13 protein-coding genes are annotated in these 13343 nt (G+C 61.5%); 8 read left to right on the top strand and 5 right to left on the bottom strand.

Annotated elements, in window-relative coordinates; all coding sequences use genetic code 11:
* Both SGJ19_17415 and SGJ19_17410 read left to right on the top strand, forming a co-directional pair.
* The coding region (locus SGJ19_17415) for a phosphoribosyltransferase family protein (GenBank protein ID MDZ4782030.1) at window positions 1-386 on the top strand (386 nt) is incomplete at its 5' end.
* A gap of 51 nt (window positions 387-437) precedes the next feature.
* Window positions 438-1427, top strand: a complete 990-nt coding sequence (locus SGJ19_17410) for a DUF502 domain-containing protein (protein ID MDZ4782029.1) — start codon at window positions 438-440, stop codon at window positions 1425-1427.
* A gap of 28 nt (window positions 1428-1455) precedes the next feature.
* On the opposite strand, the gene SGJ19_17405 is transcribed toward SGJ19_17410, so the two are convergent.
* Window positions 1456-2664, bottom strand: a complete 1209-nt coding sequence (locus SGJ19_17405; GenBank protein MDZ4782028.1) for a hypothetical protein — start codon at window positions 2662-2664, stop codon at window positions 1456-1458.
* A gap of 270 nt (window positions 2665-2934) precedes the next feature.
* On the opposite strand from SGJ19_17405, the gene SGJ19_17400 reads away from it, so the two are divergent.
* Together SGJ19_17400 and SGJ19_17395 are read left to right on the top strand one after the other, a co-directional pair.
* Window positions 2935-4215 carry a molybdopterin-binding protein gene (locus tag SGJ19_17400; GenBank protein ID MDZ4782027.1) on the top strand — a complete coding sequence of 427 codons (1281 nt, stop codon included), beginning with the start codon at window positions 2935-2937 and terminating at the stop codon, window positions 4213-4215.
* 13 nt (window positions 4216-4228) lie between these two features.
* The gene (locus SGJ19_17395) at window positions 4229-5305 is read left to right on the top strand and encodes a serine/threonine-protein kinase (protein ID MDZ4782026.1); all 1077 of its coding nucleotides are present in this window, start codon (window positions 4229-4231) and stop codon (window positions 5303-5305) included.
* Window positions 5306-5456: 151 nt separating this feature from the next.
* Here SGJ19_17395 and SGJ19_17390 read toward each other — a convergent pair whose 3' ends face one another.
* From SGJ19_17390 to epmB, 4 genes are all read right to left on the bottom strand, one after another.
* On the bottom strand, window positions 5457-6131 hold the full coding sequence (locus SGJ19_17390; GenBank protein ID MDZ4782025.1) for an ABC transporter ATP-binding protein: 675 nt from the start codon (window positions 6129-6131) through the stop codon (window positions 5457-5459).
* 180 nt (window positions 6132-6311) lie between these two features.
* Window positions 6312-6899, bottom strand: coding sequence for a transposase (locus SGJ19_17385; GenBank protein ID MDZ4782024.1), 588 nt, complete (start codon window positions 6897-6899; stop codon window positions 6312-6314).
* A 269-nt stretch (window positions 6900-7168) separates the two neighbouring features.
* Window positions 7169-7777: an STM3941 family protein gene (locus SGJ19_17380; GenBank protein ID MDZ4782023.1), complete on the bottom strand. Its 609-nt coding sequence runs from the start codon at window positions 7775-7777 to the stop codon at window positions 7169-7171.
* A gap of 12 nt (window positions 7778-7789) precedes the next feature.
* The gene (gene epmB / locus SGJ19_17375) at window positions 7790-8794 is read right to left on the bottom strand and encodes an EF-P beta-lysylation protein EpmB (protein ID MDZ4782022.1); all 1005 of its coding nucleotides are present in this window, start codon (window positions 8792-8794) and stop codon (window positions 7790-7792) included.
* A 305-nt stretch (window positions 8795-9099) separates the two neighbouring features.
* Between epmB and efp the strand changes: the two genes are divergently transcribed.
* The 4 genes from efp to SGJ19_17355 all read left to right on the top strand — a co-directional run.
* Entirely contained in the window at window positions 9100-9675 is a 576-nt protein-coding gene (gene efp / locus SGJ19_17370) for an elongation factor P (GenBank protein MDZ4782021.1), read from the top strand.
* A 140-nt stretch (window positions 9676-9815) separates the two neighbouring features.
* Window positions 9816-11189, top strand: coding sequence for a helix-turn-helix domain-containing protein (locus SGJ19_17365; GenBank protein ID MDZ4782020.1), 1374 nt, complete (start codon window positions 9816-9818; stop codon window positions 11187-11189).
* Window positions 11190-11228: 39 nt separating this feature from the next.
* Window positions 11229-11672 carry a hypothetical protein gene (locus SGJ19_17360; protein ID MDZ4782019.1) on the top strand — a complete coding sequence of 148 codons (444 nt, stop codon included), beginning with the start codon at window positions 11229-11231 and terminating at the stop codon, window positions 11670-11672.
* Window positions 11673-11857: 185 nt separating this feature from the next.
* A partial coding sequence (locus tag SGJ19_17355) for a hydantoinase/oxoprolinase family protein (protein MDZ4782018.1) occupies window positions 11858-13343 on the top strand: 1486 nt, incomplete at its 3' end.

Genomic DNA, 13343 nt, shown 5'->3' with positions numbered 1-13343 from the left:
GCAATGAAATTCGCGACTGGCGACCGGATTTAATTGTGCCCACGCCCATGCATTGGTTGCGGCGAGCCTGGCGCGGGGCGAACAGTCCGGAAATCGTGGCTGAGGCGGTCGGCGCGCCCCTCCAAGTGCCTTGCGCACGGTTTGGCCTGCGTCGGCAACGCTTTACCAAGCCGCAGGCGGGGTTGCCCCAACGGGAGCGGCGGTCGAATGTGCGGGGCGCATTCCGCGTCAATGCGGGCTACGATTTCCAGGACGCCCGGGTGTTGCTGGTCGATGACATCCTCACGACCGGGGCTACGCTAGGCGAAATGGGCCGCGTGGCTCGGGAGGCCGGGGCGACAGCGGTGGCTGCGGTCGTGTTGGCCCGGGCGTCGGGAGACTGGTAGCCACGTTCACGTCTGGGCGTCGGTGGTCCGCAAATACTAGAATCGACTTCGATGTCCACCGCCTTCCCCAAGCCCGAGCCACCATCCGCGAACAAACCGCGGCCGTTTCGCCGCGCCGTCATTCGCGGGCTGGGCGTCGTGCTGCCGCCGTTGTTGACGATTGTGATCCTGGTCTGGATCTACAACACGGTGAAGACGTACGTGCTGGAACCGGTGAAGGCGGGCACGCGTTACAGTGTCGCCTGGGCCGTCGAGGATGTGCGGACGGAATTGCCGAATCCGCGCGACACCGCGGAACCCAACGTGAAGGACTCGGACGACGGTCGCTATGCGCAGTTGCCGACGCGCGAGTACATCCCTGAGAAGGTTTACGACGTCGTCGTCGCCAGTGGGCGCCGTCTAGGGCTCGATCCGCCGCGTTCCGGCTTCGAGTTCTACCAGGTCTATGTCGAGGTAAAGCACCTGCCGAACTACGTCGTCGTGCCGGTGTTCCTGTGCGTGTTCGTGCTGGTGCTGTACTTCTTCGGCAAGTTCCTGGCCGCCGGCATCGGCCGCGTGTTCTGGAACTTGTTCGAGCGGTTGATTTTGCAATTGCCTTTGGTGAAGAACGTCTATTCCTCGGTGAAGCAAGTCACCGATTTGATGTTCAGCGACAACGACATTCAATTCAACCGTGTCGTGGCGATCGAGTATCCGCGCAAAGGCGCCTGGTCGCTGGGCTTCGTCACCGGCGAAGGCCTGATGGACATCCGCACCGCGGCCAATGAGCCCATGCTGAACATCATGGTTCCCAGTTCGCCGATGCCACTCACCGGCTGGACGCTGATCCTTCCACGCAGCGAAGTCATCGACCTCGACATGACGATCGATCAGGCCTGCCAATTCCTGATCAGTTGCGGCGTCGTCGTACCACAACAACAAATGGTCAACCTCTTCGAAAAGCAGCGGCCGTTCCCCGGCTTGGGTAACAACGGAGCAAACCAGGCAACCACGCCTCCCCGGGCGTTGGACGCACGCGAGCCCGACGCACCGCCGACGTGACAATGAACTGAAAACTGAAACCTGAAAACTATTCCCGCCTTCCCACCCCGAACTGGTCTCCATTCTGCACCGGCGCTCCGTCCGCCACGTCGATCTCCAGCATCTTCTCGCTCTGCACCGCGCGGCCTGCTTCGTCCGTTAATTGCGTGACAATTTGCTTCGACTTGACGTCGATCACCTGGCCCGTCGAGGGATAAGCGTAGTCTCCCTGGATCGTAAACGTCACCCAACCCGGCTCATCACGGAGCGTGATGCTCTCCTGCTGCTTTGGCGGCATCACCGTGTTGTCGAAGGTATGCAGCCGCTGATTGTGCGCGTCAGTGACCCATATCTCGGTTTCATCAGGCGTGAGGCCAATCCCGTGCGAAGGGCAACCATGCCGTTTGACGGCGCCTTTTTCGAAGCCCTGGACTTCAACGCGATGCAGCTTCTTGCCGGTCTTGAGATCGCCGATCTCGAAGCCAAGCAGCTCGTTCAGGTTCACGAAACAGAGCGTTTGCGCGCCATTCACCGTGAACGGGCGGATGCTGTGTGAAAACGGCCCAACGTCGCGCAACACCGCGTGATTCCGGGCGTCAACGACCTTCAAGTACGGCGAGCGCAAGGCGGCGAGATAGACTTCCGTGCCCGCCAGCCCGCAAACGGTATTGTGCGCCCCGGAATGCGGTTCGATCCGCTTCACGACTTCGCCGGTCGCGGCGTCGAGAAAGTTCCAGTGCTCTTTCTCGAGCGACGGCACATACAGGAACGCCCCATCCGGGCTGATCGCCAGGCGGTCGCAACCGCCGTCGTATTTACGCTCCCAGAGTACCTTTTCCGACTCCAAGTCCAAGCAAAGCACGTGTTGTAACGTGGTGATGTAGATGCGCTTCGTCTGGGCGCAGGCGCAAATGCCTTTCACGTTGAGCGGCTTGCCGTCGTCGCCGAGTCCGCCGGTCGGGATGCGTCGCAAGAAGCGATGCCCGTCGTCGATATCGAAAACCAGCAATCCATGACCGCCGAATTCGAGCAAATCGCGCACGCCCGGCGTGGCGACGTACAGCAAACGCTGAGTTTCCGCCGCACGAGCTGTGACGATCATCGTCACGAGGCACGCGACCATAGCAAATAGTCGAGCCGAGACGCACAGCGTTCGATGACCAAACGCTTGCTTAAGTGACCAGCGTGCGCCGGTGGCCGAGGCAACGCTCAGGCCGCCGCCACGATGCCCCGGCCAGTTCCACTTGTTGGCGTTCATGGTTCGCTCTTGCTCCAGATGGGGGCGAAAAGTCGTTGTGCGCGGGGCTGAGTGAGTCTAGGCGACGAGGCCAAGACTCGGACCGACCGATTTGAGCAACGATCTCTGTCCAGTCTAACAATATGCGCGGGGCCGGACTATCTCGACGACGACGTGGTGGCGCCTGCGATCTACGAACAGGTCGAGTTGAAACGGAACCCAGCCACGAGGCATCATGTCGAGTCCCGCTCCCCACTCCCCACGGCGAGCCAACGGAGCTAGTATTCCGACATGCACGCAGAAATTATCTCAATTGGCGACGAACTGACCAGCGGTCAGCGGCTCGATACGAATAGCCAGTGGCTCAGCCAACGACTGGGCGAGTTGGGCATCGCCACGCGGTTTCACACCACGGTGAGCGACGATCTCGCCAGCAACGTCGCGGTGTTCCGCGCCGCCGTCGAACGGGCCGATCTCGTGATCTCCACCGGCGGACTCGGACCAACGGCCGACGACCTCACACGCGAGGCGCTCGCGGAAATGCTGGGCCGCCAATTAGTCCAGGACGACGCGTCGCTGGAACACATCCGAGCGCTGTTTGCGCGCCGCCAACGGCCGATGCCGGAGCGAAATCTAGCCCAAGCCATGTTTCCCGCAGGCAGCCGCCCGATTCCCAACCCGCATGGCACGGCGCCGGGAATTGCTGTCGAAGCGCCGCGCGCCGACGGAAGCGTCTCGCGCGTCTTTTCCTTGCCGGGCGTGCCAGCCGAGTTGTTCGAAATGTGGGAACAAACCGTCGCGCCGGCCATCGTCACCCTGGCGGGTCGGCCGCAGGTGATCCGCCACCATTGTGTGCGCTGCTTTGGCGTCGGTGAGAGCGATCTGGAAGCCATGCTCCCAGATTTGATTCGCCGCGGCCGCGTACCGTCGGTCGGCATCACTGTCAGCGATGCGACCATTACGCTACGGATCACCTCCGTCGGCGATACATCCGAAGCGTGCGAAACCTCGATCGCGCCGACGCTGGCGACGATTCACGAATGCCTCGGCACGATTGTCTATGGTGCAGACGAGGACGAGCTCGCCGATGTCGTGCTGCGATTGCTAATCGAGCGCGGCGAATCACTCGTCACTCTGGAATGGGGACACGCGGGACTCGCCGCCGCAATGCATCAGGCGGTCGAGAAAGCGACAAACGGCAAGTCAGCCGATCGAGTCGAGCGAATCCGCGCCGCTTACCGAGGCGGATTGACGATCGCTGGCCCCGAAAGGGCAGGGTCGTTGCTGGAGTCCAATGTTGATTGGACTCAACTGACTCCCACGAGCGAAGGCATGGCGGTGGCGCTTGCAGAGGCGACTCCGCGCGGGTTGCCTTCCACCTGGCGGCTCGCCGCGGCGGCACTGCCGGAGTTTTTGCCAAGAGCGAACGAGCCAAATAGGTTTCATCTCGCGCTGAACGGCCCCATCGGCACACGGCACTTTTCCTTAGCGTATTCCGGACAACCGGCGCTGCTCAAACCGCGCGCGATGAAGCAAGCTATCAACGCGCTGCGGTTGGCGTTGCTTCAGTGATCGCAAGCTGCCTTTGCTGCGACGCCCACTCGACTTGCACGGCATCCGCCCCGATACTGAACCGCCTATGGAGCCAGGCGACTTGTTGCAGGATCGTTATCGGATTGAGCGCGAGATTGGGCGCGGGGAGTTCGGCGTCGTCTATTTGGCGCGCGACGAGCGGCAGTCCGTGCTGGTGGCGATCAAGGTCTTGCTCCCCTGGGCCAAGAAAAATGAGCAGTTCCGGCACCGCCTGAAGCGCGAGGCCAAGCTCGCCGGCATGCTTCATAGCCCGCACGCCGTCCGCATCTTCGAGCTGGTCGAGACCGCCGAGCAAGACTTGGCAATCGTAATGGAGTTTCTCGACGGAGAGAGTCTCCACGAATTGTTGGTCCGTGAGAGGCGGCTCGATCCGGCGCGCGTCTCGCGGCTCGCGACACAGATTCTCGAAGCGCTCGGCGAAGCCCATACCCTGGGCGTGATCCATCGCGACGTGAAGCCTGGCAACGTCGTCTTGCAGCGGACGGCCGATGGCGGCGAGCATGTGAAAGTGCTCGATTTCGGGATCGCGAAGATGGGGAGTGGCGCAAGTTCCTCGGACACCGCCAAACTTACGCAGCAAGGCGGCACCCTAGGCACGCCGGTCTACATGAGCCCCGAACAATGTCGCGGCGAGGAGCTCTCGCCTGCGAGCGATCTCTATTCGCTCGGCGTCGTGCTTTACGAGTTGCTCTCCGGTCGCGTCCCCTTCGACGATGAAAATCCGGTCCGCGTCCTGATGATGCACAACGACCAGCCACCTCCGCCGCTGGAGGCCAGCCTCGCCAACACCCAGATCGGGCAAGCGGTAATGCGGGCGCTCGAAAAAGAACCGACGAAGCGGTTCGCCAGCGCCCGCGATTTCGCGCTCGTCCTCGGCGCCGCGCCCAGCACGCCGCGGGTCAAACAGTGGACGGCCGAAGTCAAAGACCCTGGCCAAAAAAAACCGCCCAAAGCAAAGCAGCCAGCGAAGCCCGGCGGCGGCATCGTCGCAGCGCTCACACGCAACTGGCTAGTCTTCGTCGTAGCAGCCCTGATCGGCACCGCGTTGGCCGGCTATTTCCTGGATTGAATCGCAGGTCAGGCGCCGCCGTCAAAGTGAACGGTTCAGCAGCAGGAAGCATCGCCGCCACGTCCGGAGAGGTTGCGAACGACGTGCCTGACGTCAACCGACATCGCCTGCGATTCCAGCACTTCTCGCCCGAAATTCTCCGCCCCGACGCCTACAGCGCCTTCAATCGCCCGTCGTCCATTTCCACGCGTTGCTGGCAGCGCGCCGCCAACTCCGGGCTGTGCGTGACGACGATCATGATCGTCTCATCGGCCCGTTGCAGTTCTAGAAGTAAGTCCATGATGGTTGTGGCCGTGGTGCGATCCAAGTTGCCGGTCGGCTCGTCGGCCAGCAGCAACGTCGGCTGCATCACCAGTGCGCGCGCAATGGCCACGCGCTGGCGTTCGCCGCCGGAGAGTTCGGCCGGACGATGATCGATGCGGCTCGACAATCCCACGCGTTCCAGCAACTCTTTCGCCCGCGTCACGGAGGCCGGCTTGGTGGGCCCCAGCGCCAGCGCGGGAATGAGCGTGTTCTCCAGCACCGTGCATTGCGGCAACAGGTGATGGTCCTGAAACACAAACCCAATCCGCCGATTCCGAAACTCCGCCAACGTCGCCTCGGGCAACGCAAACGGATCCGCCCCATCCAGCCGCACCGTCCCGGCCGTGGGCCGATCCAACGTGCCAACGATATGCAAAAACGTACTCTTGCCGGACCCGCTGGGCCCGACGACAGCCAGGTTCTCCCCAGCTTTCAACGAGCAAGACACGCCGCGCAAGACGACGAGCGGCTCCGCCCGCGTGGGGAAGGATTTTTCGAGATTTTCGACAACAAGTTGGGCCATAGAAAACAACGATCGTCAAATCCGTAGGTCAGGCACCCCAGCCAAAGCAAAAATAGTAAGCGAGACGCCCCGATTCCGCCAGCGCCCAGAACCGCTGACGGCGAATTGCCTGACATGCATTCGGTCAATAAGCATGGGGCATTGCTTAGCGCTACAGCAGGTCAGAACGCGACGGTTTACCTAGCGATCGTCGAGAAATCCGGGTCGCATCCCGTGTATCTTGGGTAGATCAGGATCGACGATCTGAGTGTCCGAAAAGTACCAACGGCAACTCGACCACTTCCAATCTTCGGCGCGTGTAACCAAGGCACGACGGACTGGGTTCAAGTGCAAGTAGTCAACCGCCGCTAGGGCGACCTTCGAAGTTGTAATATTTCGATCGTACCCGGCTCCTTCCTGCCAAAATCGAAACGCCGTCTTTCCAGGGCGCTCCAAAACGGTGAGTCCATTCAGCGATGGATCGCCGCAATCGATTAAGACTTGCTTGATGCGGAAGGATGAGGGCCGTTTGATCGCCGCCAAGTAGCCCGGCAGGTCCGGCTCCGCGTCGATCGGATCAATCAGCAAGTGTACGTGCTCCGGCATGATTACAAATGCGACAAGTCGTATCCGATAGCGTTCGTTCGCTGCGTCCACGGCACGGCAGAGAATTACTTTTAGACCGTCGTCCTCCAGTAATGGTCGGCGGAGGTAACACGAGAACGTCAACTCGTGCAAATCACCCGGCGTGTGATACCGCTTCAAACGCTTCTGGTGGCGATTGTCCATGTCGCAAAGCCTCGATCCCCTGAACGATACTTCAACGAGATGCCAAATGAGACGTTGAGCCTACAATGCCTGCAGGCGGGGTGCCACTGGCGGCTCGTCCGCCAGTGCGGGGCTGGCAGCAACGTCGGCTACCTGTGCGATTCTGGCAAGGCATTTTGCCAGTAGCAAGTGTCTACTGCCGAATCTAGCGACGACGTTCAAGACAGTCCGCCGGTCCCCGACCCACACTGGCGGACGAGCCGCCAGTGGCACCCCGCGCGCAACACGATTCATAGCTCGGATTCGGAACGACTCCGATGTCGCTCAAATCCGTCGGTCAGGACCTGCATCAGATGGTCGAAGCTCATTTGTAGCGCGTTGGGCGAAATAGCGATGGGGCTTCCAACCAATTTCACATTCGCGGCCGTCAGCATGCGGCAAAGATAGTTGCCGCGCTTGATGTACTTCTCGGGTTCCTTCACAAAGATGACTACGAAGCGTTGTCCAGAGATTTCCCACTGCCCCACGCCAACGACATCCGTCCAGGGAACGCTACCGCCCGCCACGGCGCTCGAATTATCCAGAATTCCGGTCTCGTCAATGACTAAACCAGGCCGGTCATCGAATAGCTTCAAAGTGCCGTAGATCGCACACGCTCCGAAGAATCGTGTGCCTACGACGGAGGTCGCCCGGACAACTATCGGATGGTAGCGCCGTTGGGCATCCGCAATTGACCAGAGCCAGATGCTGCCAACGACGAATGCTACGGCGCCAAGAAGCAGTAAGACGTTCTTCCCTTTGCTCAAGGGAATGACCACCTCTCCCGACGTATAGGATTGCATTGGTTCCACTCTTGGTTGTGTACGGTCACAGTTTCTAATCGCATGCGCAGCAATCACAATGTAATTTCCTCACACCACCACCTTCCCCACATCCCCCTCCACTTCCCGCACATACCGCGGCACCGCATACCCCGGCAACCGCCCGCGCAACTCCTCCATAATCGCCAACCCCACCCGTTCCTCCACCTCGAAATGCGCCGCCCCATGCACGCGATCGAGTTGGTGCAAGTAGTAAGGCATCAAGCGGAGGTTCACCAGCCGCTCGCACAACTCCGCTAAGACCTCCGCCGAGTCGTTCACGCCGCGGAGCAACACCGCCTGGTTGAGGACTGGGATGCCGTGGTCGACCAACATCCCCAACGCCTGTTCCACTGCTCCGTCAATTTCGGCCGGGTGATTGGCGTGGACGACCATGATCGGGGCCAGCCGGGTGCCGTGGAGCCAGTCCAATAAGGCTGGCGTGACCCGTTCCGGGAGCACGATGGGGAGCCGGGTGTGGACCCGCAGCCGACGCAGGTGCGGGATTTCGGCCAACCGGTCGGCGAGTTGGGCCAGGGTCGCGTCGACCAGCGTGAGCGGGTCTCCGCCGGAGAGAATGACTTCCTGCACCGTCGGGTCGGCCTCGATGAGCCGAATGGCCGGCTCCCAATCGGCCAGCGAGCGGGGGGATTCCTCGTACGGGTAGTGGCGGCGGAAGCAGTACCTGCAATGGACGGCACAGGCCCCGGTCGTTACCATTAAGGTCCGTCCGTGGTACTTTTGCAGCAGACCGGGACGCAGCACCGCGTGAGCGTCCCCGACCGGGTCGGCGCTGAAGCCGGGCGCCGCGGTCAGCTCCTCCCCCAGCGGCAGCACTTGCCGCAGCAGGGGATCGCTTGGGTCGCCCGGACGCATTCGGGCGACGTACCCCCGCGGCGCAAAGAGCGGGAAGGTTCGCGCCGCCTGAATGGCGGCCGCCTCCACGTCGGCCGACAGCCCCAACAGCCGGCACAACTCCCGAGGATCGCGAACAGCGTCCTTGAGCGAGTGCTGCCAGCGGGCGGCGGACGGGGGAGCGACGGGCGAAGCGTTCATCGAGGCCTAACAGTAAAAAGTACGGATGTCGAAGAGATTCACCACGGAGGCACGGAGAACACGGAGGTGAGAGAGATTTGAAACGCAGAGGCGCAGAGACGCTGAGGTATTGGTTGAGACTCGGTTGAGGAGGTTACTTCATGCAAGTGACTGCCCTCTTTCCCTCTCAATCTCCACTCCGCGACTCAGCGCCTCCGCGTTAAAAATGGTTTCCCTCTCATCTCCGTGTTTCTCCGTGCCTCCGTGGTGAATCCTCCTCACACAGCATATTCAACTGGACCATTTCAGCCAATCAGGAACATTGCGTGGGATCCTACAGCACCAGCGACTTCAAGAAGGGCCTGAAGGTACAGATCGACGGCGATCCGTACCTGATCATCGAGTGCAATTTCGTCAAGCCCGGCAAGGGGAACGCGCTTTACAAGTGCAAGCTCCGCAACCTGCTGCGGAACACGCAACTTGAGCGGACCTACAAGGGGGGCGACACGCTGGAGTCGGCCGACGTGACCGAAATCCAAGCCCAGTTCCTCTACAAGCAAGGGGACAAGTTCTTCTTCATGGACAACATTACGTACGAACAGTACGAATTGTCGGCCGAGCAGGTGGACGACACCTGGAAGTATCTCAAGGAGGCCATGGTCTGCAGCATGATGCTGTTCAACGACAACCCGATCAGCGTCACGCCGCCCAACCACGTGGTGCTGAAGATCGAATACTGCGAACCCTCGGTCCGCGGCAACACCGCCACCGGGCTCAGTAAGCCGGTGAAAGTGGAAACCGGCGCCGAAATGATCTGCCCAGCCTTCGTCGAAATCGGCGAATACATCAGGGTCGATACCCGCACGGCGGAATACATCGAGCGGGTGAAGGAACCGGTGTAGGGAATAGTGATGAGTGCGGAGTGATGAGTGATGAGTTGGCCAGTCCCTTACTCATCACTCCGCACTCATCACTCATCACTCATCACTGGCGCCGGAGTAGACAAGGTTCAATTCCTGGCACCTTGCAGCATTGTCGATTTATGCCTCGACGTCGCACCGGCGCTGCTGAGTTGTCGCGGCTGTTCGAGGCCGCGGCGCGGCCGGTGTTTTTGATCGATTGCGACGGCCGGCTGGCGTATCTCAACGCCGCTTGCGCGATGTGGCTGGGGATCGACGCCGACGCGGAGTTGGACGTCTGCCGGTACAGCCAAGGCGACGCGACGAACGCCGCGAAATCGCTGGCCGCCGGACTATGTCCCCCGCCGGAGGTTTTTCGCGGCGAACGAGTGACAGCGACCGTCGCGCGCTCGGCCGCCGATAGAACCGTCAGCCAACGCCGCTGCGAGTTTATTCCGTTAGTGCTCATAGATGGCGTGGAAGACGAGCAAGCGGTGCTTGGGGTCGTCGACTCGAACGAGCTTCCCACGGTCGAGGATCCGCCCAGCGACGATGCCCGCGAGTTGCATGCCGCGCTGCAGCGCACGCAGCATTGGCTGCGCGGCAAATACCGGCCCGAATCGCTGGCGGGACGGAGCGCCGGCATCCGTCGTGTGCGGCGCCAGGTCAAACTCGCTGCCGCGTCGCGCGTGCCGGTGTTGATTTGCGGCTCGGCCGGCAGCGGTCGACAGCATGCTGCCCGGGCCATTCATTTTTCCCAGCCAGAACCGCTCGGCGTGTTCATTCCGTTGGCATGCGCTACGCTCGGCGCGGACGCGGTGCTCGAACATGTTAGCGCCCTGGCGTTGTCAGCGGAACGCGATCCGTCCAAAACGCCAACGCTTTTGTTGCGCGACGTCGAGGCGCTCGACATCTTCGCGCAAGATAAACTCGCGGCGCGATTGTCCAGCGGCCGCGCTGGCGGACGCTGGATCGCCACGAGTCTAACGCCCGTCGACGAACTGGTGGCCGCGGGCACATTTCACGCCGACTTGGCGGCACTGTTGACGACGTTGGTCATTCGCATGCCGGCGTTCGCCGAGCGCGCCGAGGACTTGCCGCTCGTGGCCCAGGCCATGCTCGAAGAAATCAACGGACGCTCGGCCCGACAACTTTCCGGCTTCACACCGGAAGCCCTCGACGTCCTGGCGGCGCATCCGCCCCGTGGCGGCTGGGACGAACTCGCGGAGTGGATTCGCCAAGCCCATAAACGCAGCACCGGGCTATTCATCGATCGTGCCGCGCTGCCAGACCGCGCCCGGTTCGTCGCGGAAGCCGCCGCGTATCGCCGCCCGGAGGAAGAGCGCATCGACCTGGAACAGTTTCTGGGCGAGATCGAACTGGAACTGATTCAACGTGCACTGACAAAAGCAAAAGGAAACAAGACCAAAGCCGCGGAACTCCTCAGTATGAATCGCCCGAGGTTCTATCGGCGATTAGTGCAGTTGGGGCTGGAGGAGCAGGGAAGTGACGAGTGATGACTGCGGAATGAGGAACGAACTGAGCTTTGCACGATCATGAGCGATTCCCGCCCTGTCATTCTCATCTGCGAGTCGGGCCTCCGCTGGACGGCCGCTTGGCGTCGCGGCGACGCGCAGGTGAAGGCACGCTTGGAGACAGTGAACTCCTTGGCAGCGTGCGAGGAACGGCTCCGTAGCGCGCCGGCATCGTTTTTGGTCCTGGAGGCAAGCCTGGGTGGAATGCCGGTGTTGCTCGAATGGCTGACGCTTCAATTCATTGAGCGACAAGAACTGGCGGTCGCGATCGTCGGCGACACCAGTCTCAACGAATGGCGATATGGTTTGATGGAACGCGACGCCATCCTGGTCGCCACCAGCGAGCGGCAATTACCGGCAGTGTGCACCGCGGCCCAGCGGCACGTATCTAGTTGGCAACCGCGCGAATTATCCATGCGCGAACGGACCTTAAATAGCCTGCCCTGGAGCGATACGAGCCCGTAGCGCCAGCGAGGGAGAGTTGACGTCGACAAGCGCATCCGGATGAAACTCGCAACGACACCGCACACAAGTATTGATGTTACGTCGTTGAGAGCTTCGTCCGTAACTTGTGGTCAACGTCCACTCCCCCTCGCTGGCGCTACGGGCTGGTGTAGGAAGTCAATGCGATTTCAGCCTTAGGAACGTCCATGTCCGACGTACATGAATGGGAATTCTGGATCGACGTCGGCGGGACGTTTACCGATTGCTTTGCGCGCCATCGCGACGGCACAACACGCCGGCTGAAACTGCTCAGTTCCGGCATTACGAAAGGCACGGTCGCGGACGGCTCCAACGCTGTTGCGATCATCGATCCAGCGCGCAAGCGCGACCCGGCACAATTCTGGCGAGGCTTTCGCCTGCGCTTGCTGGCGAAAGACGGCGCACGAATGGCAGATGCCGCCGTTGCCGATTTCGACCGCGCTGACGGGCGGCTTCATTTCCACGATGCATTCTCCGTTGAGCCGGCGCCGGGCATGCGCTATGAACTTTCTTCCGGCGAGGAATCGCCCGTGTTGGCGGTGCGTTATCTGCTCGGCTTGCAACAGGATGAGCCCATTCCGCCAGTCGCGATGCGGCTCGGCACAACTCGCGGCACCAATGCCTTGCTCACGCGACGAGGCGCCCGGACTGCATTCGTCACCACGCGCGGCTTCGGCGACGTGCTGCGCATCGGCTACCAGCAACGTCCCAAATTGTTTCAACTTGATATTGAAAAACCATCGCCGTTGTTCAGCGCGGTTGTCGAGATCGATGAGCGCGTCTTGGCGGATGGCACAGTCCGACAAGAGCCAAATCCAGACGAAGTTCGCCAGCAGATACTCGAATTGCAATCGCAAGGCGTCGAATCGATCGCGATCTGCCTGTTGCATGCCGATCGCTTTTCCGCGCATGAGCGCATCGTGGCGCAGGCGGCGCGCGACGTCGGATTCCGCGAGATCAGCGTCTCGCATGAAGTGGCGCCGCTGGTGAAGATCGTCGCCCGCGGCGATACCACTGTCGTCGACGCGTATTTGAATCCCGTGTTGCGGTGCTATGTGGAGTCGCTTTCCGCGGCGCTCCCGGATAGTTCGTTGCGCCTGATGACGTCTGCCGGCGGACTTGTCACGCCGCAACAGTTTCGCGGCAAGGACAGCATCTTGTCAGGCCCGGCCGGCGGTGTGGTCGGGTTCGCATGCGCAGCGCAGACGGCCGGCTTCGAGCGCGCGATCGGCTTCGACATGGGCGGCACCAGTACGGACGTGGCGCGATTCGACGGCCGTTTCGAACATGAGTACGAAACCGAAAAGGCCGGCGTACGTGTCGTCGCGCCAATGCTTGCTATTCATACGGTCGCTGCTGGCGGAGGCTCGATCTGCGATTTCGAAGGGACGCGTCTCGTCGTCGGACCTGCGAGCGCCGGCGCCGATCCCGGCCCGGCCTGCTACGGACGCGGTGGTCCACTCACGGTCACGGACGTCAATCTGTTCCTGGGACGCATCCCCGAGGACCGCTTCCCATTCCCGCTCGATCGCGCCGCCGTGGAGCGCCGTTTGGACGAACTGTGTGTGAAAATGTCGCAACCACGCGAGCTTGTCGCGGCGGGCTGTCTGACCGTGGCGAATCAACACATGGCCCGCGCGATCCGTACCATCT

The organism is Planctomycetia bacterium (assembly GCA_034440135.1).
Taxonomy (GTDB): domain Bacteria; phylum Planctomycetota; class Planctomycetia; order Pirellulales; family JALHLM01; genus JALHLM01.
Note: the sequence above shows the minus strand (reverse complement) of the source record. Positions and strands in the feature narration are given on the sequence as shown.

What these genes read in the sequence shown, in the direction of transcription:
- SGJ19_17410 (MDZ4782029.1), top strand. Translation starts at nt 438, where the DNA reads ATGTCCACCGCCTTCCCCAAGCCCGAGCCACCATCCGCGAACAAACCG.
- SGJ19_17405 (MDZ4782028.1), bottom strand. Translation starts at nt 2,664, where the DNA reads ATGAACGCCAACAAGTGGAACTGGCCGGGGCATCGTGGCGGCGGCCTG.
- SGJ19_17400 (MDZ4782027.1), top strand. Translation starts at nt 2,935, where the DNA reads ATGCACGCAGAAATTATCTCAATTGGCGACGAACTGACCAGCGGTCAG.
- SGJ19_17390 (MDZ4782025.1), bottom strand. Translation starts at nt 6,131, where the DNA reads ATGGCCCAACTTGTTGTCGAAAATCTCGAAAAATCCTTCCCCACGCGG.
- SGJ19_17385 (MDZ4782024.1), bottom strand. Translation starts at nt 6,899, where the DNA reads ATGGACAATCGCCACCAGAAGCGTTTGAAGCGGTATCACACGCCGGGT.
- epmB (MDZ4782022.1), bottom strand. Translation starts at nt 8,794, where the DNA reads ATGAACGCTTCGCCCGTCGCTCCCCCGTCCGCCGCCCGCTGGCAGCAC.
- SGJ19_17365 (MDZ4782020.1), top strand. Translation starts at nt 9,816, where the DNA reads ATGCCTCGACGTCGCACCGGCGCTGCTGAGTTGTCGCGGCTGTTCGAG.
- SGJ19_17360 (MDZ4782019.1), top strand. Translation starts at nt 11,229, where the DNA reads ATGAGCGATTCCCGCCCTGTCATTCTCATCTGCGAGTCGGGCCTCCGC.